The following is a 20,142-nucleotide window of genomic DNA, read 5'->3' as shown; positions in this document are numbered from 1 at the left end:
GCTGGGCGTTTGGACCGGCAAGTCCGCATCCAGAAAGCGCGCCGGGATCTCCGGCCTCGCCGCCCGACCCGGACGCCAAACGCCCGTCGACTTCCTACAAATAATCTTTGTATCGGCGAATGTACTCGCGCGCGCTTTGGTTCAGCTCGCGCACACAGCGATCCGCCTCGTCCACATCGTTGCGAATCATGGCGTCAAGCAGCGTCCGGTATTGCTTGATTCCCATCTCGGCGCGCCCAGGCAACAACGCCACGCGGCGCATCGTCACTTGCATGCGTTCGTAAATTCGTTCAATCAGATCGCTGAGCACGGGGTTGTTGGCGATTTCGTTCACGCGATTACGGAACCGCACGATGGTGTCGACATGCGACTCGATGTCGCCGTCCCTCAACGTGTCTTCAAACTGCTGACCGAGCATCTGCTGAAGCGCTTCGTAGTCGCTTGCCGAAGCATTCTCCATGGCCAGGCGAACGGACAGGCTGTCTAGCGTCTCGCGGACCTGGTAGAGGCGATAGGTGGTTTCCATGTCAACGGGAACCACCACCGCGCCCTTGTTCGGAACCCGTTCGATCAGGCCGCGGTCTTCCAGCGTAGCCAGCACTTCGCGAGCCTTGGCGCGCGGGATTCCGTAGTTCTTCACGAGATCTTCTTCCGGCAGGCGCGACCCCGGCAGCAACGCTTGGGAAGCGATCCGCTGTCGCACATCCAATACGACTGCCTGGGTGGACGGCATGCTTTTGCGCTCTTTTGCAGGGGCGGATTGCGCTTTTGGTTTCTTCGGAGAAGTGGCCATGTTTTGGGCAGGTCGAGGCAAGGTTTTGACGCCGTCGATCATAGCACTCTTATCGCACTCACGATTGTGCACAATCTTGCGCTCATGCTCGTATTTTCTTATTGACACAATGATTTGTGCCAGCGCAAGATACCCCACATCGCATCACCCGACGCCGATTTCCGAAGGAGAGTGCCTTGTCCTCAGCCGTGCTTGCATCCCTGCCGGGCCCGATTTGCCAGCAGTACCAAATAAAGCGGGACGCGCTTGTCGCTCGCGGAGTCGCCAATGAAGCGCCCATCTTTGCGGCCCGCGCAAGCGGGCCCGAAGTGGTCGACCTCGACGGCAATACCTACCTGGATTTCGCGGGGGGCATCGGCACGTTGAACGTGGGCCACGCGCACCCGGAGGTCGTTGCCGCGGTCAAGCGCCAGGCAGACGACTATCTGCATACCTGCTTCAACATCGTCATGTACCCCGGCTACATCGACCTCGCCGAAATGTTGGTCAAAAGGCTGCCCGGCGACTGGCCCAAGAAGGTGATGCTGCAAAGCACCGGCTCAGAGGCCGTCGAGAACGCGATAAAGATCGCCCGACGCGCAACGGGGCGTCAGGCGGTTGTGGCCTTTGAGGGCGCGTTCCATGGGCGCACCAACATGGCCCTTGCCCTGACTGCGAAGGCGCCCGCCTATAAAACCGGCTTTGGCCCCCTTGCCAGCGAGGTATACCGGGCGCCCTTTCCCTACGTGTATCGCACTGGCGCCGACGAAGAAGCCGCGGCTCGCCAGGCCTTTGAGCGTTTCGAACGCATGGTCGAAACCGAAATCGGCGCACGACAAGTCGCCGCGGTCATCATCGAACCCGTGCAAGGCGAGGGAGGCTTTCATGCTGCGCCGGCCAGCTTCATGCGCCGGCTACGCGAATTCTGCACAAGCCACGGCATCGTCCTGATCGCCGACGAGATCCAGTCCGGTTTTTGCCGCACGGGCCGCTGGTTCGCCATCGAGCACAGCGGAATTACCGCCGATCTCTACACCCTGGCCAAATCCATGGGCGGCGGCATGCCGATCGCCGCCGTGGTCGGCCGCGCCGAACTCATGGACGCGCCCGATGTCGGCGGCCTGGGCGGGACCTACGCGGGCAATCCCCTGGCCTGCGCAGCGGCGCTGGCCGCAATCGCCGTCATGGAACGAGACGACTATGCCGGCCGCGCGGAGGCGCTGGGCCGTCAATTGGCCGAGCGATTCGACGCATGGAAACGCGACATTCCCATCGTGGGGGACGCGCGCGGGCTGGGCGCGATGCGCGCCGTGGAAATCGTCACGGACAAATCCACCCACCGTCCGGACGGCCAGGCCACCGCGCGCATCGTGCGGCGCGCATATGAAGCCGGTCTGATCCTCGTGAAGGCGGGTTTTCATGGAAACGTGCTGCGCTTTCTTGGCCCGCTGAACATGAGTGCCGAGCAGTTGCAGCGTGGTTTGGACATCCTTGAAAAATCCATCAATGCCGAGGTGCGCGCATGAATACGCTATTGAAGTTGGACAACGCGCGTAAGGTCGTGCATCTGTTGGGAGACGCGCGCCCCGGCATGAATGTGCTGGTGCTGTACGACTACTACACCGAGCAGAATGTCCAGCCGCTGGCCATCGCCATCAACGAATGCGGCGCCATTCCCCACATGCTGCAGATACCTGGCAGCCGCCAGCATGGGCGCCCGTTTTCGCCCATCGTGGCCGACGCCATGTGCGGCGCGGACCTGGTCATTGCGCTGACGCGCGCCAATGCCGCCCATACCGAAGCGCGGCAAAAAGCGACTCGCGCCGGCGTCGGGGTCATTGTCTTGCCCGAATCGGATTTGCCGGATTTCTTTATGGCCGAAGGCTGGAACGCCGACTTTCAAGCCTTGCGTCCGCAAATCCAGGGGTTGGCTGATGCGCTCACCCACGCCGATACGGCACGGGTCACCAGCGCTGCGGGTACCGACATAACGATGAGCATTGCAGGTCGTCGTGGCCGTGCGCTGCATGGATTTGCGAACACGGAAGACATCTCGGCGGGTTACTGCCTCGAATCCAGTCTGGCCCCCGTTGAAGGCACAGCCGAAGGCGTCATCGTGGTGAACGCCAGTATCCCCGGCGTGTCACTGATCCGAGACGAATCGGTTCGCATCACATTTGAGCGCGGCATGGCCGTGTCCATCGAGGGCGGGGCCGAGGCTGCCAAATTCCGGGATCTGCTTGCCGGGTTCCACGATCCCCTGGTCTACAACCTGGGCGAACTGGGTGTCGGCATGAACCCCTGCTGCCAGCTGGACGGAACGATGCTTTCCGATGAAAGCGTGTACGGGTCCATCCAGTTGGCGCTCGGCACCAGCGCCTACATCGGCGGAACGGTCAAGGCGGCCGCCCACTACGACACCATCGTGACCGATGCGCAACTCTGGCTGGACGGCAAGCTGGTCCTCGACGGCACCACGCTGCACCTTGGGGACGCGCGATGAGCATTCGACTGGACCGCGGCCAGAACGGAATCGTCACCGTCTTGATGGACAGGCCTGCCAAGCGCAATGCCTTCACGCTCGACATGTATCGTGAGTTTGGTGATGCATTCGACACGCTCAACGCCGATGACAGCGTCAGGTGCATCGTGGTGCGCGGCGCGGCAGGCGCTTTCTGCGCCGGTAGCGATATCGGCGGGTTCGACGAAACCCGCAGCGGCGCGGAACAGGCGCGAGAGTACGCCGAGTTCACGCTGGCCATGACCGACCGGCTCAAGCTCACGCCGCATCCCACGGTCGCATGCATCGAAGGCGCGTGCGTGGGCGGCGGGCTGGAGATCGCGGCCATGTGCGATATCCGCATTGCGGGCCGGGGCGCCCGATTTGGCGTGCCGATCAACCGCATCGGATTGACCCTGGACTACCGGGAACTGGCCGATCTGCTGGCCGTCATCGGTGGCACGCGCACGCTGGAAATACTGCTCGAAGGCGCCGTTTTTGGCGCAGACGAGGCACTGAACAAGGGCCTCGTCACCAGAGTGGTGGACGACGACAAGGTTGGCGATGAAGCTTACGAAGCTGCCGGGCGTATCGCCGCGGGCGCTCCCCTGGTCAACCGCTGGCACAAACAATTCGTGCGTCGCTTGCAAGCTGGCGGCGAACTGGCCGAACACGAACTGGCTCAGGCCTATGCCTGCTTTGACACCGAGGATTACCGCAACGGGCAGCGCGCCTTCCTGAAAAAGGAAAAGCCTGTCTTTGCAGGTCGCTGAAAGGAAAGACATGAAGCAGAACACTGCCGCGATGCCGCTGGAAGGCATCAAAATTCTGGACCTGTCCCAAATCATGGCCGGGCCGTACTGCACCATGGTTCTGGCGGATCTGGGCGCCGAAGTCATCAAGATCGAAAAGCCTGGCGCGGGCGACGATTCCCGAGAAATGGGGCCCTATGTAAACGGAGAATCGAGCTGCTTTGCCCAGATCAACCGCAACAAGCTGGGCATTTCCCTCAACCTCAAGCGACCGGAACTTCGCGAAACCGTGCTGGAAATGGTGCGGTGGGCCGATGTGCTGATCGAGAACTACCGCGTCGGCGTCGCCTCCGCGCTGGGGCTTGACTACGAAACGCTCAGCGCCATCAATCCCCGCTTGGTCTATTGCTCGATCTCGGGCTATGGGCAGACCGGGCCGTATGCGGGCAAGGGGGGATTTGACCTGGTGGCGCAGGGCATGACTGGCATCATGAGCATGACCGGCGAGCCAGACGGACGCCCCCTCAAGTCGGGTATCGCCATCTATGACGTAGGCGCCGGACTGACCGCTACCTACGCCATCCTTGCCGCCTGCATTCACCAGCAGCGCACCGGCGAAGGCCAGCACATCGACATCTCGCTCGCGGAATGTGGACTGCCCTGGTTTATCTGGGAGGCCGCGGCCTACTTCTCGGAAGGCACGGTACCCAAGGCTACCGGAAGCCGCCACCGCGTGTCCGCACCCTATCAAGCCTTTAGCACCGGCGACGGCTACATCGTCATTGGCGCCGCGAACCAACGCACCTGGGAAAAGCTCTGCACCGACGTCCTGGGTCGCCCGGAGCTGATCCACGACCCGAGATTCCTGACCAATAGCGACCGTCTGGACAACATCGCCGAACTGGAGCCACTGCTGGAAGCCGAATTCGCGCGCGCCGACGCGGCTAGCTGGATCGCCCGATGCGAAAAGGCCCAAGTGCCGTGCGGCCCCATCAACGATTTCCACCAGGCGATGCAGGATCCGCATTATGCGGCTCGCGGCATGGTTCAAGAACTGGACCACCCAAAGCTCGGCCGCATGAAAACGGTCGGCATACCCACTAAATTTTCTCGTACACCGGGCCAGATCAGGCGGGCTGCGCCCCTGCACGGCGAGCACACTGACGAAGTCCTGCTTCGCTTTGGCGCGTCGCCAGAAACTATCGCGCAATGGCGCGAACACGGCATCGTTCAGTAAAGAAGCAGATATCTCCACAGCACAAAAAAAAGCAGTCAAGGGGCCGGGCAGTCAGCCGGCATATTCGAAGTGAAGAATCGCGTCTCACGCGAAATCAAGGAACGAATATGAAAACGCAGCAACCCAAGAACACGTCCCGCCGCGACTTTTTATCGGTTGGCCTGGTGCTGGCTGGCGCAAGCCTGGCCCCCTGGAGCCTGCGCGCCGCGCCCGCGGGGCAGCCATTTCGCATCGGCGCGCTCAATTCCATCACCGGCGTGGGCGGCCCGTATGGGGTGCCGATGCTCGAAGCCATTCGACTGGCTGTCGACGAGGTGAACGCCGCAGGCGGCGCCGCCGGGCGTCAGCTGCAGCTTTTCGCCGAAGATGATCAGACCAAGCCCGACGCTGCAGTCCTCGCGGCGAAAAAGCTGATCGAGGTGAATCAGGTCCAGGCGGTGGTCGGAATTTGGCCCTCCTCGGTGGGTCTGGCTGTCATGCCCATCACCAACAACGCCGGTCTCATCATGATGAACACCTGCGGCGCCCCTGAAATGCTGACGGAGAACCGCAAAGGCCTTGCCTGGATGTTCCAGGCATCGAACGCGGTCTTTGGACGCGCCTTTGCTGAAGTGGCACGCCAGCGCGGCTTCAAGCGCCCGGCAGTCATGGCCTTCAACAACTCCACCTTTGTTGGGCTGGCCAACTATTTCAAAGAGACGTGGGAGAAAGACGGCGGCAAGGTCAGCAGCATGGTGATCTACGAACCCAATCAGACCACCTACCGAACCGAATTGAACCGCGTCCTTGCAACGAAACCGGATGTGATCGCAATGGGCTCGTATCGCCCCGACGCAACGATTTTGCTGCGCGAGTGGTACCAGACCGGTCAGGACTGCAAGTTCATCATGCCGGGCTGGACCGCCAACGAAGCGCTGGTCAAGGCGCTGGGCAAGGAGGTCACCGAGGGCATCATCTCGATTTCCAACGTCGCGGCAAGCGGAAACCCGGCTTACAAGAGCTTCTCCGAGCGGTTCCGCGCCAAGGTCAAGCACGATCCCGATGTGTTTGCCGCCCAAAGCTACGACATGGTCATTGCGCTGGCCCTGGCCATCGAAGCCGCCGGACCGACAGCCGACATCGCCGCCATCAACGGCCAGGTCAAGGCGGTCACCCGGCATGGCGGGGAAAAGATCTCTTCGTTTGCGCAGGGCCGTGATCTCATCCGCGCCGGCAAGGCGGTGGACTACGACGGCGCATCGTCAAACCTGGAGTTCGGCGCGCATGGCGAGACCGTGCCGGATTTCGGCGTATCGGAAATCGAAAACGGCAAACTGGTACTGAAAGAGACCGTGCCGGGTACGCGTTGAAGCGGAGCAACGATGGAACTCATCCCGATCTTGAACGCCGTCATCAATGGCATCGTGCTAGGCACCTTGTTGTCACTGCCAATCCTGGCGATCACCATGGTGTTTGGCATATCGCGCTTTCCCAACGCGGCGACGGGCGACTACATGACGCTTGGCGCGTACACAGCCGTCGCCACCCAGGCGTGGATCGGCAGCTCACTCGTGCTTGCCGTGGTAAGCGCCAGCGTGGTGACCGCACTGATCGCCGTATTTTTCTATCTGTGGGTCTTCCGGGCGCTTGCTAAACGCTCCAACGTGGCGCGTCTGATCGCCTCGCTGGGCGTGGCGTTCGTCGTACGCACGACGATCACCTTTTTCGCGGGCCAGGACCAGTACAACCTGGAAATGGGCCGGATCATGCGTGCGTGGAACTGGCATGGCATTCGCATCCTGCCCATGGACGTCTACATCCTGCTTACGGCCATCGGTGCGTTGGGGATCGCGTTTGTGATTCTGCATGCCACGCCACTGGGACGGCGCATGCGGGCGGTGGCCGACAACCCAGACCTCGCCGCCGCCAGCGGCATCCGCTCACGGCGGGTCATGCTTTATCTGTGGCTGTTGAGCGGCTTCTTCTGCGGGCTGGGCGGGGTTCTGCTGGCCATCAAGGCAGTGGTCGTCCCCGAACTCGGATTCGAGCTATTGATGCCGATGTTCGCAGCAGTGATCCTGGGCGGCATTGGCAATCCCATCGGGGCCGTCGTCGGTTCCCTGATATTCGGGATCTCGCAGGAAATCGCCACCCTTTACGTTGGCCCCTCCTACAAGATTGTCATCGCCTTCCTGGTCTTGCTGGTGCTGTTGTTGTTCCGGCCGCAGGGTCTGTTTGGCCGCCCGATCATGGCGAGGTAAAGAGAGATGGAATCCTATTTGATTGCAATCTCCATCGGCATTCTTATCTACATGCTGATGGCTCTGGGTCTGTCGCTGCACTATGGCTTCACGGGCCTGGTCAACTTCGGGCATGTCGGCTTTTTTGCCATCGGTTCCTACACCTCTGCGCTGCTCGCGCTTCAGGGGGTACCCATCCCCTTGGCGATGGTGGGCGCAACGCTGCTCACCGCACTGGCGGCCTGGCCGCTGGGGATCGTCGCCTTACGGCTGGGAAGCGATTATCTGGCCATCGTGACGCTCGGGTTCTCGGAGTCCGTCCGGATGATGCTCCAGAGCGAGGAATGGCTGACTCGAGGCATGCACGGTCTGCCGGGCATACCCCGTATGTATGAAGGTTGGATCCCCGCCGGCCAGATCGATCTGGCCATCATGTTGACCTTGCTCGCCGTCAACGGGGCGGTGTTCTGGTTGGTCACGCGCGTCGTCAAAAGCCCGTTCGGACGGGTCATTGAAGCGGTTCGCGACAACGAAGTCGCGGTAAGGGCGCTGGGCAAGGACCCGGCTCGCTTCAAGACCCGCTCGCTCATGCTGGGCGCAGGCCTGGCGGGTCTTGCGGGCGCCTTTCAAGCGCACTACCTCACGTTCCTGAGCCCCGAGCAGTTCGTTCCGCTCATTACCTTCTATATCTGGATCGCCATCTTTGTCGGAGGCGCCAACCGCCTGCTCGGTGTCGCCTTGGGCACCGTCATCATGGTCGGCTTTCTTGAGGGGTCTCGCTTCGTCCGGGACTTCGTGGGCGGCATCTCCGAAGTGCAGATGGCCAGCGTGCGAATCTGGGTCATCGGCATGGCATTGATTCTTATCGTGCTGTATCGGCCGCAAGGGATCTTGGGAACAAAGGCGGGGAAGTCGACATGAGCCTTTTGACTGTCAGAAACGTTAGCGCCGGGTTCGGCGGAATGCTCGCCTTGGACAATGTCAGCCTGGACCTGAACCAGGGCGAACTTCTGGGCCTGATCGGCACGAATGGCGCGGGAAAGAGCACGCTCTTCTCGGTAATCACGGGGTATGTCCCCAGCCGGGCTGGCGTCGTCCAGTTCGACGGCCGCGACATCTCTCACATGGCCGTGCACACCCGCGTGCGCCAAGGCCTGGCGCGCACATTCCAGGTGCCGCGGGAATTCTCTCAGCTCACCGTCATGGCCAACATGATGGCGGCTGCGCCAGACGCGCAGGGCGAGAAGTTGCTGTCGATCTTCTTCAATCCGGGGAAAGTGCAACGGGAAGAGGAACAGGTGGCCGAACGTGCCCGCGACTTGCTGCAATTTCTTAATCTATCGCGGGTCGCGGACACCCAGGCAGGCAAACTTTCCGGCGGACAAAAGAAGCTGCTGGAGCTAGGACGGCTGCTCATGCTGGAGCCTCGCTGCATCATGCTTGACGAGCCTTTCGCTGGCGTCAATCCGGTGCTGATCGGCGAGTTGTCAGAACGCATCGTGGCGTTGAACGAACGCGGCATGAGCGTGCTGATCATCGAGCACAACCTCGAAGAACTTTCGCGCATCGTGCCTCGCATGTATGTGATGGACCGCGGCAAGGTCATTGCAGAGGGAAAGCCGCGGGACGTGCTCTCCCAGGACGCGGTTCGCGAAGCTTACATGGGGGGTGTGATATGAACGTAACCAATGCCGCCGCACCGATCCTCACCATAGAAAACATGGCCGCAGGCTATGGAGACGTCGATATCGTCAGTGGCATCGACCTTCATGTGAAGCCGCGCGAGATCGTCACGATCGCTGGCACGAACGGGGCCGGCAAGTCCACGGTCATCAAAGCCGTCATGGGCCTGCTGCCGCGGCTGTCGGGGTCGATCACCTTCGACGGGAACGACCTGCGCCGGGCCGCCGTGGAAGATCGCGTGCGCCTGGGCATCTCTTACGTGCCGCAAGTTCAGAACGTGTTCGGCGAGCTCACCGTGCTGGAGAACCTTCAGGTCGTCGAACACGTCAGCGATGCCCGTCGGCGCACCGAGGAAATGTTTGAACTCTTCCCAGCGTTGGCGCAGCGGCGCCGCACCCACGCCGCCAATCTTTCCGGCGGCGAACGCCAGCAATTGGCGTTTGCTCGCGCGTTGATGCCTTCCCCTCGCATGGTGCTGCTCGACGAGCCGTCCGCGGCATTGTCGCCCGCACTGACTTCCCAGGTGTTCGAGGAAGTGCAACGCCTGCCCCAGTTGGATATCGCGGTGCTGATGGTCGAACAGCGGGCCCGACAGGCGCTGGCTTTCAGTGACCGCGGCTACATCCTGGATTCCGGCCGCATTGTCCTGACCGATACCGGCCCCAACCTGCTTGCAAATGAAGAAATGGCGGAACTCTACATCGGGCACCGTCACGACTCCCAAGGAGAACCCGTATGACCGCAACCAAGGCGCCCGGACGCCCTGCTCCCTCGGAGCGCGCCCACCTAACCCTGGCAGAGGGGCTGCGCGCCCTGGACAAGGGCACGCTCAGCGCCGAAGCCTGGGCGCAGGCTTGCCTGGAACGAATTGCTCAGCGCAACCAGGATGTCAAGGCGTGGGTGCACGTGGCGGGCGAAGCCGCGTTGGCGCAAGCGCGCGCCATCGACCGGCGCGGCCGCCGCACTCGCTACGAGGGTGCCCCGATCGGCATTAAAGACACCATCGACACCGCGGACATGCCCACCGAACTGGGCGAACCCGAGATCTTCACGGGGCGTCAACCTACGCAGGACGCGCCGGTGGTGAAGCGCGCGCGAGAACAAGGGTTCGTGCTGCTGGGCAAGAACACCGTGTCACGCCACGCGATCATGCTGCCCGGTCCGTGCCGCAACCCACACGACCTGACCCGTAGCCCGGCCGCCTCCTCCGCGGGTTCGGGCGCGGCCGTGGCAGACTTCATGGCCCCCTTGTCCATCGGCACCCAGACCGCCGGCTCCATCTTGCGGCCCGCTTCCTTCTGCGGCGCCGTCGGATTCAAGCCCACGCTTGACGCCATCCCGTATGTCGGCATCAGAAGCTATTCGCGGCCGCTCGATGTGATCGGTCCGCTGTGCAGGTCCGTGGAAGATGCGCAGCTCTTCATGCATGCGTTCGTGGGAGATCCGCGTTTTGCACCGTCGCTGGAAAGCGGTAACGCGCTGCGCCTTGGCGTGTGGCGCCCCCGCGCCTGGCCCGAAGCCGAACCCGCGGCGCAGGCCGTCTTCGAGGAATGCCTGAGCCGGCTGACGGCTGCGGGCGTTTCATTGCAGGTCTTGTCCATGCCTGCGGCCTATGAAGAAATCGGCGACATTCAGGATGTCATCATGGCCTACGATTTAGCGCGCGAATACGCGCATATCCGCCGCGATCACGCCGCATTATGCGACCCCGAGCTGCTTGCCTACCTGGCCCTGGGCGACACGTACACCGACGCCGACTATGCAGCCGCATTGGACGCCGCCGACAAGTGCCGGAGGGCGTTCTATGACATTGCCCGCGACGTGGACGCCATTATCATGCCTGCCACGTTGGGCGTGGCCACGCCCGCCGAAAGCACGGGCAGTTCGGTGTTCATCCGCGCGTGGTCATTGCTGCACAATCCCTCGATTTCACTACCGGTCGGACGCAGTCCGGATGGTTTGCCCCTTGCCGTGCAGCTCGTGGGCTTCCAGAAGGAAGATCCCAAACTGCTGCAGCATGCGCGCCGCGTGGAATCAATTCTCGGGAATCGGGCCGGGGAAACGTAGCGGGCGGGGCTTTTATCGCCGTGCCGTCTACTGCTCCTTCAGCCCCAACGATTTCATCAACGGCGCGAACAATTTCTTTTCGTCCTGCACGCGCGTGGCGTAGTCGGCCACGCTCAGCGGAATCGCCTCGGCGCCCGCATCCAGGAAGCGCGCCTTGATATCCGGCCGCGCCAGCACCTTGTTGATCTCGGCGTTCATGCGTTCGACCACATCATCGCGGGTGCCGGCGGCCGCATACACGCCGAACAGGCTGTCCGCGAACACACCGTCAATGCCGGCCTCAGTGAAGGTCCGGATGTCGGGCGCCACGGCCGCGCGTTGCCGGCTTGCCACCGCCAGCACCTTCAATTTGCCCGCCTGCACCATGGGAAAGACGGTGGCGGGTCCAAACGCGAAATCGATCTGGCCCGCGGCCAGGTCTTGTATCGCCGGCGCCACGCCGCGATACGGTGCATGGGTGGCCTGCATGCCCGTGGCCTGCTTGAGCAGCTCGCCGGCCAGATGCGGCGTCGTGCCGTTGCCGGCCGACCCGTAATTCAAAGGATCGGGCCGCTTGCGCGCGTATTCCACGAACTCTTCGAGCGTATTGACGCCAAGCGAGGACCGGACAAACAGGAACAACTGGCTGTTGGCCAGCAGGGCAACCGGCCGTAGATCCCGCTGCGGGTCGAACGGCATGTTGGCGAACATCAGCGGGTTGACCGATTCAGTCGTCGACGGATTAAGCAGGAAGGTATGGTTGTCGCGGCCGTTGCGGACCACTTCGGCCCCCGCCAGGTTGCCGCCCGCACCGCCCCGGTTTTCCACGATGACGGTTTGCTTCAAGGCCTCGGCCAAGTGCGGCTGCACGGTGCGGGCCAGCACGTCGACCAGCCCGCCGGGCGCCAGCCCCACGACCAGACGAACGGGCTTGGTGGGCCACGCCGCAGACGATGTTTGTGCATGGCTGCCCGTCGTCCAACCCGCCAACGCCAGCATCATCATGGCCAGACAACGTCTACGCAGCAGCATGCAATTCTCCTTAAGGGGGCTCTACCCCGCGATCATGCGCCCGGTGCGTCACGCGCCGCACCACCTTGAACCGCCCTGATTGCGCATCGCGGCGGCGGCCCCGCATGTGCCGCTCATTCTTCACAAAAGTTTAAGCATAAAGAATCCCGGATAACCCTAGCTTGCCGGCGGCAGGCCAGGCTTTCCTATTCGCCGGTCTGTGACAGTTCGTGCTCCAGCCCGGCCTCCAGCTGCCGCGCCACGCGCCCCAGTCCCCGGTTCAGGGGCCATACGATGGAAAGGTCAAGACCGCCTTCCACATCCACAGGCACGACGCTCAGCCCATGCCGACGCGCGTACAGGCCGCTCATGCTATCGAGGATGGCCACGCCCAGGCCCCGCTCCGCGAAGGCGCAGGCGGCCGAGTACTGATTCACCTCGATCACGGGCAGAAACGGCAACCGCTCCTGCTCGAACTGCCGCGCCGTAAGCGCCCCCACCTGCAAGTGCCGACTGAGCGAGATATAGGGGATGTCCGCCAGGTCGGCCAAGGCGAGGCGACGGCGGTCCGCCAGCGCGTGGCCGGCCGGCATCACGGCCTGCAGGGTCAACCGTGCCAGCGTGCGCTGACCTACGTTCGGCAGCGCGGCCGAGCCGATCACGATGCCGATATCGATACGCTGATCGGCCGCCAGCCCCGCCACGCCCAGCGTCATGTCCGTACGCACGCTGACGCGCACACCGGGCTCGCGGGCTTGCAACCACGCCATCGCACCGGGCAGGATGCTTGCGCCCACGGCCGCCACCGCCCCCACGTCCAGCCTCGCCTGCGCCCCGCCCCGCATGCTGGCCGCCACCCGTTCGGCGTTCTCCATCGCCGCAAGCGCATGAACGATCTCCGGCAGCAACATGCGGGCCTCGGCGGTCAGCGCCAGCCGGCGTTTCTCGCGGCTGAACAGCGCAAAGCCCAGCTTGTCTTCCAGCGACTTCAGCATCGCGCTGGCCGCGGGCTGCGACATCCCGGTGGCCGCAGCCGCCAAGGTGACGGAACCGGTTCGCCCCACCGCTTCAAACAGCGCCATCTCGCGTTTATTCATGCACCCCCCGTTGTTCATACATATTCATGTATGAAATGACTAAATATATATATTTGACTATATCAATCCGCCTGCCGGACACTGGCTCCACATCACAACAGCCGGCGCCGCTTCGATGCGGCGCACGGCAATACCGCGAGGAGACAACGATGCAGACGAGACCTGGCGCTCACCCACGCAGGCTGCTGGCCAGATTGCTTGCACCGCTGCTTGGCAGCGCGTTGCTGGCTTTCGTGGCCCCCGCCCTGTCCGACACCCCGGCCGGGGGCACGATCCGGATCGTCGTCGGCGCCCCGCCGGGTGGCGCGCCCGACACCGTGGCCCGCATCGTGGCGCAGCACATGCAGGTGGGCGGGCGAGCCGTGATGGTCGAAAACAAGAACGGCGCCGCTTCCATGATCGCGGCCGCCTATGTGGCCCGCGCGCGGCCCGATGGCAACACCCTCTTGCTCGCCAGCCAGACGACGGTCGCGGTCGCGCCCACGCTGCAGAACGTGACGACGTTCGACCCCATGAAGGATTTCACGGGCGTGGCGTTGGTGGGCAGCGCGCCGCAGGTGCTGCTGGCCGGGCCGAAGCTGCGCGCCAACTCCGTCCAGGAGCTTATCGCGCAGGCCAAGGCCGCGCCGGGCGAGATCGATTTCTGTTCGGGCGGCATCGGCACCTCGCCCTACATGGCGGCCGTGCTGTTTGCCCAGACCGCGGGAATCGAACTGCACAGCATCCCGTTTGCCGGCGAACAAGCCTGCATCACTGAAATGCTGGCAGGCCGCCTGCCGTTCATGTTCGCCAATGCCTCGACGGCCCTGCCCTACATGAAGGACCAGCGCCTGCGCGCCCTGGCCGTGACGAGCAACGCGCGCGTCAGCTTCGCGCCGCAGTTACCTACAACGGCCGAAGCGGGCCTCAAGGACTACGAGGTCGCTACCTGGCTTGGCCTGCTTGCCCCCGCCGCCACGCCGCCCGACGTCGTCAACGCCCTGAACGCGGAAGTGCGCCGCGTGCTGCGCCTGCCGGATGTGCGCGAGAAGCTGCAGGCGCAGGGCTATGCGCTGTCGGACGACAGCCCGGCGGCGTTCACCCGCTACTACCAGGCCGATCGCGACAAATGGGTGCGGCTGATCCAGACCGCCGGCATCAAGCAGAACCCCTGAGCGCCGACGTTTGAATGCGTTTCCCGCCCCCGAACCTTTCGAGCATCCCATGAGCCGTACCCAGTCCGCCGCTTCTTCCGACGACCCGCGCACCGTGTTGGGCGTCCATCACAGCCCTGTCGCCGGCAACATCCCGCCCGGCGCCTGCGATTGCCACGTACACATCTTCGGCCCCTTCGACCGCTATCCGCTTGCCGAAAACCGCGTGTTCATGCCGGGGCTCGCCTCGACCGACGATCTGCTGGCGCTGCACGCGGCGCTTGGGGTTGACCGGGCAGTGGTCGTGCAGGCCAGCCCGCAAGGCACCGACAACCGCTGCATGACCGATGCCCTTGCCACCCTGAACGCGGCGGGCCACGCGTCGCGCGGCGTCGCGGTACTGGCGCCCGATATCTCGCGCGAGGGCCTGCGCGCGCTGCATGCTGCGGGCGTAAGAGGCGCGCGCGTCAACCTGCAATCGTTCGGCCAGCAGGATCCGGCCATCGCCCGCGATGCGCTGACGCGCACCGCCGAGCAAGTCGCCGACCTGGGTTGGCATGTGCAGATCTACACCACGCTGCCGGTGGTTGCCGCGCTGGCGCCCGCGCTGCGCAACTGCCCCGTGCCAATCGTGATCGATCATTTCGCATTGGCGAGCGCCGTCGCCGGCCTGGGCCAGCCAGGCTTCGATGCGCTGCTGGAGACGGTGGCGGCGGGCAATGTGTACGTAAAGCTCTCCGCGCCGTATCGCCTTACGGTCTGGCAGGACGGCCGCCCGCCCATCGAGGCGCGCGAGATCGCACGCGCCCTGATCGATACGCGGCTAGACCGCATGCTGTGGGGCACCGATTGGCCGCATTCGGGAGCGTGGCCGGGTGTGGCGCGCACGCGGGATCGCAGCGAACCGCTGCATCCCATCGACGACGGCGAACAACTGTCGGCGTTTTGCGCTTGGGTCAGCGAGGCGGAAAAGCAGGCGATCCTGGTGGATAACGCGGCGCGGCTTTATGACTTTTGAGGGTGGCGCCAGGCTGTACAGCCACGTGCCGACGGTCTGAAAGCAGCGGCCCGAAACGCCCGCGTCACTCAGCCTGGGCCGATTCGCTCAGCGACTTGAGCACCGTCCATCCGGACTCGATGTGCTTGCGCATGGCCAGCATGGCGGCCGACGCGTCGCCCGACGCGAAAGCCTGCAGGATTTCTTCGTGTTCGCGCACGGCGTCCGCGCCGCGGCCCGAGGCGGAGTTGATCAGGTCGAACGGATAGCGGGCCCACAGGATCTGCACAAAATGCAGGGTCTGGGGCAATTGGGCGATGTCGTAGAGCTGGCGATGGAAGCGGTAGTTGATGCCGCGCGCGGTGGCGCGGTCGCCGCTTTCGAAGGACTTGGCGAAATCATCGGCCAGCACGCGCAATTCGGCGATGTCTTCGGTGGTGATGCGTTCGATCGCGGCACGCACAAGCTGCGATTCCAGCAGTAGACGCAGTTGCAGGATCTCGGCCGACGCGCCCGCGTCAAACGGGACGACCCGCGCGCCGCGGTAGGAATCGCCGCTGATGTAGCCTTCGGCCTCCAGCAGCTTGAGCGCCTCGCGCACGGGCGTGATGCTCAGGCGCAGTTGCTCGGCGATCTCGGCTTGCTTCAGTCGCGAGCCGCGCGGAAACACACCCGAAATGATGCGCTCGCGCAGATAGTCCGCGACCTGTTCCTCTTTTGTACGGTATTCCATCGATTAAGCCTGAGTGGCCCGGACGAACCGGATGAACCTGTTTGCAGGCCGCAAAGCCCATATGGGCCCGATTCTAACCGTTAAGCCCCGGCCGCACCCCCGGTTTCCGCGACGATGCGCCGGGCTTGCTCGACTACCGGCTTGTCGATCATCTTGCCGTCCACGGCGGTGGCGGCGCCGCCGCTTGCGTCGAACGCCTCCAGCACGCGCCGCGCCCAGGCCTGCTCGGATTCGGAAGGCAGCCAGGCCGCGTTGACCTGCGCCACCTGACGGGGGTGGATGCACAGTTTTGCGCCGAAGCCAAGCAGCCGGGAACGGACCGCGTCGGCCCGCATCGCGTCCGGATCGTTGAACTCCAGGCTGACCCCGTCGATGGGCGCGGGCAGGCCGGCGTGGCGCGAGGCCAGCGCGATGGCCGTGCGCACGGGCGTCATGGCGTCGCCCTGGTCGGCAATGCCGCTATCCATGGCGAAGTCGACGCTGCCGAACGCGATGCGCGCCAGGCCGGGCACGCGGGCGAGCGCCGCCAGGTCCATGTAGCCGTCCACGGTTTCGAGCAGCGCAATGACCCGGCGGCCCGGCAACGCGGCCAGCACCTGCGCGAGCGTGCCCGCATTGGCCTTGGGCAGCATGACGGCCGCCTGCGGCAATGCGCGTAGCGCGGCCACGTCTTCGGCGTGCCAGGCGGTGTCGGCGGGGTTGATGCGCACGCACGCCTGACCGCCGTTTGACAGCCATCTGGCCGCCTGGTCACGGGCGGCGTCCTTCGCGGCGGGCGCGACGGCGTCCTCCAGGTCCAGAATGACCTCGTGCGCGCCGCTGGCAACGGCGCGGTCGTAGCGTTCGGGCCGGTCGCCCGGAACGAAGAGCAGGCTGCGAGAGGGTCGGTTCACAAGGCGCTCACTCGAAGACGACGTCGTTGGAATTGGTGATGCAGCAGAACCGCTGCAGGCTCTTGATCGCGTTGTCGTGCTCTTCGGCGGTAAGGCCGCAGCAGCAGTCCTCCAGGACGATCATCTCGTAATCGCGGTCGTGGCCTTCGCGCACCGTGGCCTGCACGACGGCGTTGGTGGAAATGCCCGAGCAATAGATACGCTTGATGCCATGGGCGCGCAGGATGGATTCCAGGCTGGTGCTGTAGAACGGACTGACGCGATGCTTGACGATGTCGAAGTCCTGCGGCTGGCGGCCCAGGTCGGGATGCACTTCGGTGCCCCACTCGCCCAGCTTGAAGATGCCGTTCTTGCGCGCGCCCGAGAAGATCGGCGAGTTGGGCGGGCATTCGCGGTAATCGGGCGAAAATCCGACGCGCACGAAGCCGATGGGCAGGCCGGCGGCACGTGCCTTGTCCACCGCGCGCCGCGTATGTTGGATGATGCCGCGGCTGCGCACCTGTTCGCCGTAGCCGGCGCGGCCGTTGGGTCCGTCCGCATGGACCAGGTCGTTTTCCATGTCCAGCACCAGGTAGATGGCGTCTTTCATTGGGGGCTTTCCTCAGGGTTGGGGTTCGGAAAAATGGGGATAGTGGCCGGGGCGGCGGGCTTACAGGATCACCTCGCGTGCCTGCAGGTCCGCGCGTTGGGCCGAGTCCAGCCCCAGGAGCTCGCCGAAGACATAATCCTCATCCTGGCCCAAGGCGGGCGTCAAGCGGCGGATCCCGATGCCGTCCGACTTGCTGAAGCGGGCGGGCGCACCCACCGCCAGGCGGGCCGGAATGCCGGGCGCCTCGACCGGCGTGGCGGCGCCGCGTGCCTGCAGATGCGGGTCGGATGCGATGTCCTGCATGTCCCAGGATACGTGCGCGCACACGCCCGCCTGCTGCAACGCGTCGGCAGTGGCGTCGGCGTCGCACGACGCAAGCCACCGCGTGACCAAGGCGTCGATCTCGTCGCGATGCGCCAGACGCGAGGCCGCGTCCGAATAGCGCGCGGCGTCGTCTTCGTGGCCCAGGATACGCGCCAGCCGGCGCCATTGCGCGTCGTCGCGCACCGCCAGCGTCAGCCAGCGGTCCGGCCGCGCGGTGGGATAGACGCCGTGCGGCGACATGGCCAGGTCGGCGTTGCCCGGCCGCTCGGGCGTCAGGCCCAGGCTGGCCAGGACCAGGGCGTCGCCAATCATGGCCGACGCGACTTCGCGCGCGGCCAGGTCCACGTGCTGCGCCTGGCCCGTACGCCGGCGTTGGTTCAGCGCGGCCACCGTGGCCAGCGCGGCATGCACGCCGGCCGAGTGGTCCATCACGTGCCGCATCTCCACGGGCGGGCCATCGCTGTAGCCGCTCATCCAGCCCAGTCCGCCCCACGCGCCGAAAAGCGGCGCATAACCGGCAAAGTGCGAGTCCGGCCCGCTCTGGCCGCAGGACGACAGGGACAGCAGGACGAGGTCTGGCTTGACCTCGCGCAGCGCATCAAAGCACAGGCCCAGCCGCTTCATGACGCCGGGGCGAAAGCTCTCTGCCGCCACGTCCGACAGCGCCACGATCCGCTTGGCGAGCGCGACGGCCTCGGGCTGCTTCAGGTTCAGGCGCACGGACAGCTTGTTGGCCGACACCTGGTCGAACGTCGCGGCGGACATGCGGCCATAGACGGCATGGGGCTTGCGAAACGCGTCGGGCCGCGTTGCGCTCTCGATCTTGATGCACTCGGCGCCCAATTGCGACAGCAGATGCGTGCAGAAAGGCCCTGCCGCGTGGATCGTGAAGTCGGCGATGCGCACACCGGCCAACGGCGCTCGTGGCGCACGGGCCGGATTGCCGCGGGAGTTGTCGGGTGGATTCATGAGGATGCCTCCTGCGCCATTTCGTCCAGGGCGGGCACGCGTCCCTTCCTGGGCAAGGGCGTGCAACGGAATTGGAATGGCGCAACCAGGATGCCGGCGTCGCGTCCGCTGGCCAGCACCGCCGGCGCGAAGAGGCCCCGCGCGGCCTCCTGTTCGCCGGCCACCACTTCGGCGGGCAGGCGGTACTTGGCCGCCGGCACGCCCAGTTCCTGCGCGCGCCGCACGATGTCTTCGACAGGATGACGGGCCATCCACTCGCGGACATGAGCGTTGATTTCGTCGCCGCGGCGGCTGCGCTCCAGCGGATCGCGCAACCCCGGATCGGCTGCCCACGCCGGGTTGCCCAGCAACTCGACGAGCGAGGTCCATTGCCGGTCCTCCAGCGTGAGCAATTCAATGAAGCCATCCTGCGCCTCGAACACACCGCCGTAGCGAAAGCGCCGGGTGGTCCGGTGCTCCAGCGACCCATCGCCCAGGCGTTGCAAGGCGAAGGCGCCCACGGACAGCACCGCGTCCTGCACCGACACGTCCACATGCTGCCCGCCGCTGAACGGCACGGCCCACAAGGCCGACAGCGCACAAAAAGCCGCCATCGCCCCGCCCTGATATCCGCCGAAGTGGCCGTAGATTTTCAGGGGGGGCCGGTCGGGAAACAGTTCGTTCGACAGGCCATTGGGCAGCAGAAAGCCTTCGCCGCCCGCATGCAGCAGGTTGACTTCCTCGCCATCCCAATCGGCCTTGGGCCCTTCGGCGCCGAACGGCAGGACGCTGACGTGGACCAGATCGGAAAAGCGCCGGGCGATCTCGCCCGGGTCCAGCCCCTGTGCCGCACGATCGCGCACCGGCGTGTCGTCGATGAGTATGTCGGCGCGCGCCAGTTCGCGATCGAGCAAGGCCCGGCCGGCCGCGGACGCGAGGTCGGCCGCCAGGCTGCGCTTGCCCACCGCGAGATATGCAAAGAGCGCGCTTTCGCCGTCATCCGTCAACGGCGGCGCCTGCCGCAGGCGGGAGCCGCCTGGCGGCTCCAGCATCACGACCCGCGCGCCCAGGGCGGCAAGCATCCGTCCGGCATAAGCGGCCGCCACCGTGTTCGAACGCTCCAGGACCCGGCACCCGGACAACGGCAGCGTGGCGGTTTGTGGCGTTTCATTGGACTGCATATGGGCTGTCTCGCAAGGTTGCGGCCG

General features: G+C 64.7%; 20 protein-coding genes. 12 read left to right on the top strand and 8 right to left on the bottom strand.

The window, feature by feature from the left end; translation table 11 throughout:
• Nucleotides 1-94: 94 nt before the first annotated feature.
• Complete coding sequence (locus tag FBY20_RS15890; RefSeq protein ID WP_255452371.1) at nucleotides 95-835, bottom strand: GntR family transcriptional regulator; 741 nt, start codon at nucleotides 833-835, stop codon at nucleotides 95-97.
• Between the two features lie 134 nt (nucleotides 836-969).
• Between FBY20_RS15890 and gabT the strand changes: the two genes are divergently transcribed.
• From gabT to FBY20_RS15840, 10 genes are all read left to right on the top strand, one after another.
• Nucleotides 970-2,298, top strand: a complete 1,329-nt coding sequence (gabT, locus tag FBY20_RS15885; RefSeq protein WP_142053329.1) for a 4-aminobutyrate--2-oxoglutarate transaminase — start codon at nucleotides 970-972, stop codon at nucleotides 2,296-2,298.
• A complete protein-coding gene (locus FBY20_RS15880; RefSeq protein WP_056325601.1) occupies nucleotides 2,295-3,275 on the top strand; it encodes an aminopeptidase in 981 nt (326 codons plus the stop codon). The genes gabT and FBY20_RS15880 overlap by 4 nt, the downstream gene beginning before the upstream one ends.
• Complete coding sequence (locus FBY20_RS15875) at nucleotides 3,272-4,045, top strand: enoyl-CoA hydratase/isomerase family protein (RefSeq protein ID WP_056325598.1); 774 nt, start codon at nucleotides 3,272-3,274, stop codon at nucleotides 4,043-4,045. The genes FBY20_RS15880 and FBY20_RS15875 overlap by 4 nt, the downstream gene beginning before the upstream one ends.
• 10 nt (nucleotides 4,046-4,055) lie before the next feature.
• On the top strand, nucleotides 4,056-5,261 hold the full coding sequence (locus tag FBY20_RS15870; RefSeq protein ID WP_056325596.1) for a CaiB/BaiF CoA-transferase family protein: 1,206 nt from the start codon (nucleotides 4,056-4,058) through the stop codon (nucleotides 5,259-5,261).
• Nucleotides 5,262-5,368: 107 nt separating this feature from the next.
• Nucleotides 5,369-6,610: an ABC transporter substrate-binding protein gene (locus FBY20_RS15865; RefSeq protein WP_056325593.1), complete on the top strand. Its 1,242-nt coding sequence runs from the start codon at nucleotides 5,369-5,371 to the stop codon at nucleotides 6,608-6,610.
• Nucleotides 6,611-6,622: 12 nt separating this feature from the next.
• The gene (locus FBY20_RS15860; protein ID WP_056325591.1) at nucleotides 6,623-7,501 is read left to right on the top strand and encodes a branched-chain amino acid ABC transporter permease; all 879 of its coding nucleotides are present in this window, start codon (nucleotides 6,623-6,625) and stop codon (nucleotides 7,499-7,501) included.
• Between the two features lie 6 nt (nucleotides 7,502-7,507).
• Nucleotides 7,508-8,401, top strand: a complete 894-nt coding sequence (locus FBY20_RS15855; protein ID WP_056325589.1) for a branched-chain amino acid ABC transporter permease — start codon at nucleotides 7,508-7,510, stop codon at nucleotides 8,399-8,401.
• Nucleotides 8,398-9,159, top strand: coding sequence for an ABC transporter ATP-binding protein (locus FBY20_RS15850; protein WP_056325586.1), 762 nt, complete (start codon nucleotides 8,398-8,400; stop codon nucleotides 9,157-9,159). Before FBY20_RS15855 ends, FBY20_RS15850 begins: the two co-directional genes overlap by 4 nt.
• A complete protein-coding gene (locus tag FBY20_RS15845; protein ID WP_056325584.1) occupies nucleotides 9,156-9,902 on the top strand; it encodes an ABC transporter ATP-binding protein in 747 nt (248 codons plus the stop codon). Before FBY20_RS15850 ends, FBY20_RS15845 begins: the two co-directional genes overlap by 4 nt.
• Nucleotides 9,899-11,230 carry an amidase gene (locus FBY20_RS15840; RefSeq protein ID WP_142053327.1) on the top strand — a complete coding sequence of 444 codons (1,332 nt, stop codon included), beginning with the start codon at nucleotides 9,899-9,901 and terminating at the stop codon, nucleotides 11,228-11,230. Before FBY20_RS15845 ends, FBY20_RS15840 begins: the two co-directional genes overlap by 4 nt.
• Before the next feature lie 27 nt (nucleotides 11,231-11,257).
• Here FBY20_RS15840 and FBY20_RS15835 read toward each other — a convergent pair whose 3' ends face one another.
• Together FBY20_RS15835 and FBY20_RS15830 are read right to left on the bottom strand one after the other, a co-directional pair.
• Nucleotides 11,258-12,241 (bottom strand): tripartite tricarboxylate transporter substrate binding protein, encoded by a 984-nt coding sequence (locus tag FBY20_RS15835; protein WP_142053325.1) that lies wholly within the window; start codon nucleotides 12,239-12,241, stop codon nucleotides 11,258-11,260.
• Between the two features lie 185 nt (nucleotides 12,242-12,426).
• Nucleotides 12,427-13,317, bottom strand: coding sequence for a LysR family transcriptional regulator (locus FBY20_RS15830; RefSeq protein ID WP_160144414.1), 891 nt, complete (start codon nucleotides 13,315-13,317; stop codon nucleotides 12,427-12,429).
• A 149-nt stretch (nucleotides 13,318-13,466) separates the two neighbouring features.
• Here FBY20_RS15830 and FBY20_RS15825 point away from each other — a divergent pair, with 149 nt between their 5' ends.
• Both FBY20_RS15825 and FBY20_RS15820 read left to right on the top strand, forming a co-directional pair.
• Entirely contained in the window at nucleotides 13,467-14,471 is a 1,005-nt protein-coding gene (locus FBY20_RS15825; RefSeq protein WP_160144413.1) for a tripartite tricarboxylate transporter substrate-binding protein, read from the top strand.
• A 49-nt stretch (nucleotides 14,472-14,520) separates the two neighbouring features.
• On the top strand, nucleotides 14,521-15,468 hold the full coding sequence (locus FBY20_RS15820; protein WP_142053321.1) for an amidohydrolase: 948 nt from the start codon (nucleotides 14,521-14,523) through the stop codon (nucleotides 15,466-15,468).
• Nucleotides 15,469-15,532: 64 nt separating this feature from the next.
• Here FBY20_RS15820 and FBY20_RS15815 read toward each other — a convergent pair whose 3' ends face one another.
• From FBY20_RS15815 to FBY20_RS15795, 5 genes are all read right to left on the bottom strand, one after another.
• Nucleotides 15,533-16,180 carry a GntR family transcriptional regulator gene (locus FBY20_RS15815; protein WP_056325572.1) on the bottom strand — a complete coding sequence of 216 codons (648 nt, stop codon included), beginning with the start codon at nucleotides 16,178-16,180 and terminating at the stop codon, nucleotides 15,533-15,535.
• A gap of 80 nt (nucleotides 16,181-16,260) precedes the next feature.
• Nucleotides 16,261-17,073, bottom strand: coding sequence for a CoA ester lyase (locus FBY20_RS15810; RefSeq protein ID WP_174245418.1), 813 nt, complete (start codon nucleotides 17,071-17,073; stop codon nucleotides 16,261-16,263).
• 7 nt (nucleotides 17,074-17,080) lie between these two features.
• Nucleotides 17,081-17,662: a cysteine hydrolase gene (locus tag FBY20_RS15805; RefSeq protein WP_142053319.1), complete on the bottom strand. Its 582-nt coding sequence runs from the start codon at nucleotides 17,660-17,662 to the stop codon at nucleotides 17,081-17,083.
• A 60-nt stretch (nucleotides 17,663-17,722) separates the two neighbouring features.
• Nucleotides 17,723-18,955 carry a CaiB/BaiF CoA-transferase family protein gene (locus FBY20_RS15800; RefSeq protein ID WP_142053317.1) on the bottom strand — a complete coding sequence of 411 codons (1,233 nt, stop codon included), beginning with the start codon at nucleotides 18,953-18,955 and terminating at the stop codon, nucleotides 17,723-17,725.
• Nucleotides 18,952-20,115, bottom strand: coding sequence for a CoA transferase (locus FBY20_RS15795; protein WP_142053315.1), 1,164 nt, complete (start codon nucleotides 20,113-20,115; stop codon nucleotides 18,952-18,954). The genes FBY20_RS15800 and FBY20_RS15795 overlap by 4 nt, the downstream gene beginning before the upstream one ends.
• Nucleotides 20,116-20,142: the final 27 nt, after the last annotated feature.

Origin of the sequence: Achromobacter sp. SLBN-14, from assembly GCF_006715415.1 — a bacterium.
Lineage (GTDB): Bacteria > Pseudomonadota > Gammaproteobacteria > Burkholderiales > Burkholderiaceae_B > Achromobacter > Achromobacter mucicolens.
This window is presented reverse-complemented; position numbering and strand designations above follow the sequence as displayed.

Bases quoted from the DNA above. Each gene is read 5' to 3' on its own strand.
- FBY20_RS15875 (WP_056325598.1), top strand. From the start codon at position 3,272: ATGAGCATTCGACTGGACCGCGGCCAGAACGGAATCGTCACCGTCTTG.
- FBY20_RS15865 (WP_056325593.1), top strand. From the start codon at position 5,369: ATGAAAACGCAGCAACCCAAGAACACGTCCCGCCGCGACTTTTTATCG.
- FBY20_RS15825 (WP_160144413.1), top strand. From the start codon at position 13,467: ATGCAGACGAGACCTGGCGCTCACCCACGCAGGCTGCTGGCCAGATTG.
- FBY20_RS15855 (WP_056325589.1), top strand. From the start codon at position 7,508: ATGGAATCCTATTTGATTGCAATCTCCATCGGCATTCTTATCTACATG.
- FBY20_RS15805 (WP_142053319.1), bottom strand. From the start codon at position 17,662: ATGAAAGACGCCATCTACCTGGTGCTGGACATGGAAAACGACCTGGTC.
- FBY20_RS15860 (WP_056325591.1), top strand. From the start codon at position 6,623: ATGGAACTCATCCCGATCTTGAACGCCGTCATCAATGGCATCGTGCTA.
- FBY20_RS15835 (WP_142053325.1), bottom strand. From the start codon at position 12,241: ATGCTGCTGCGTAGACGTTGTCTGGCCATGATGATGCTGGCGTTGGCG.
- FBY20_RS15815 (WP_056325572.1), bottom strand. From the start codon at position 16,180: ATGGAATACCGTACAAAAGAGGAACAGGTCGCGGACTATCTGCGCGAG.
- FBY20_RS15840 (WP_142053327.1), top strand. From the start codon at position 9,899: ATGACCGCAACCAAGGCGCCCGGACGCCCTGCTCCCTCGGAGCGCGCC.
- FBY20_RS15880 (WP_056325601.1), top strand. From the start codon at position 2,295: ATGAATACGCTATTGAAGTTGGACAACGCGCGTAAGGTCGTGCATCTG.
- FBY20_RS15830 (WP_160144414.1), bottom strand. From the start codon at position 13,317: ATGAATAAACGCGAGATGGCGCTGTTTGAAGCGGTGGGGCGAACCGGT.
- FBY20_RS15890 (WP_255452371.1), bottom strand. From the start codon at position 835: ATGATCGACGGCGTCAAAACCTTGCCTCGACCTGCCCAAAACATGGCC.
- FBY20_RS15795 (WP_142053315.1), bottom strand. From the start codon at position 20,115: ATGCAGTCCAATGAAACGCCACAAACCGCCACGCTGCCGTTGTCCGGG.
- FBY20_RS15870 (WP_056325596.1), top strand. From the start codon at position 4,056: ATGAAGCAGAACACTGCCGCGATGCCGCTGGAAGGCATCAAAATTCTG.
- FBY20_RS15800 (WP_142053317.1), bottom strand. From the start codon at position 18,955: ATGAATCCACCCGACAACTCCCGCGGCAATCCGGCCCGTGCGCCACGA.
- FBY20_RS15850 (WP_056325586.1), top strand. From the start codon at position 8,398: ATGAGCCTTTTGACTGTCAGAAACGTTAGCGCCGGGTTCGGCGGAATG.
- FBY20_RS15820 (WP_142053321.1), top strand. From the start codon at position 14,521: ATGAGCCGTACCCAGTCCGCCGCTTCTTCCGACGACCCGCGCACCGTG.
- FBY20_RS15845 (WP_056325584.1), top strand. From the start codon at position 9,156: ATGAACGTAACCAATGCCGCCGCACCGATCCTCACCATAGAAAACATG.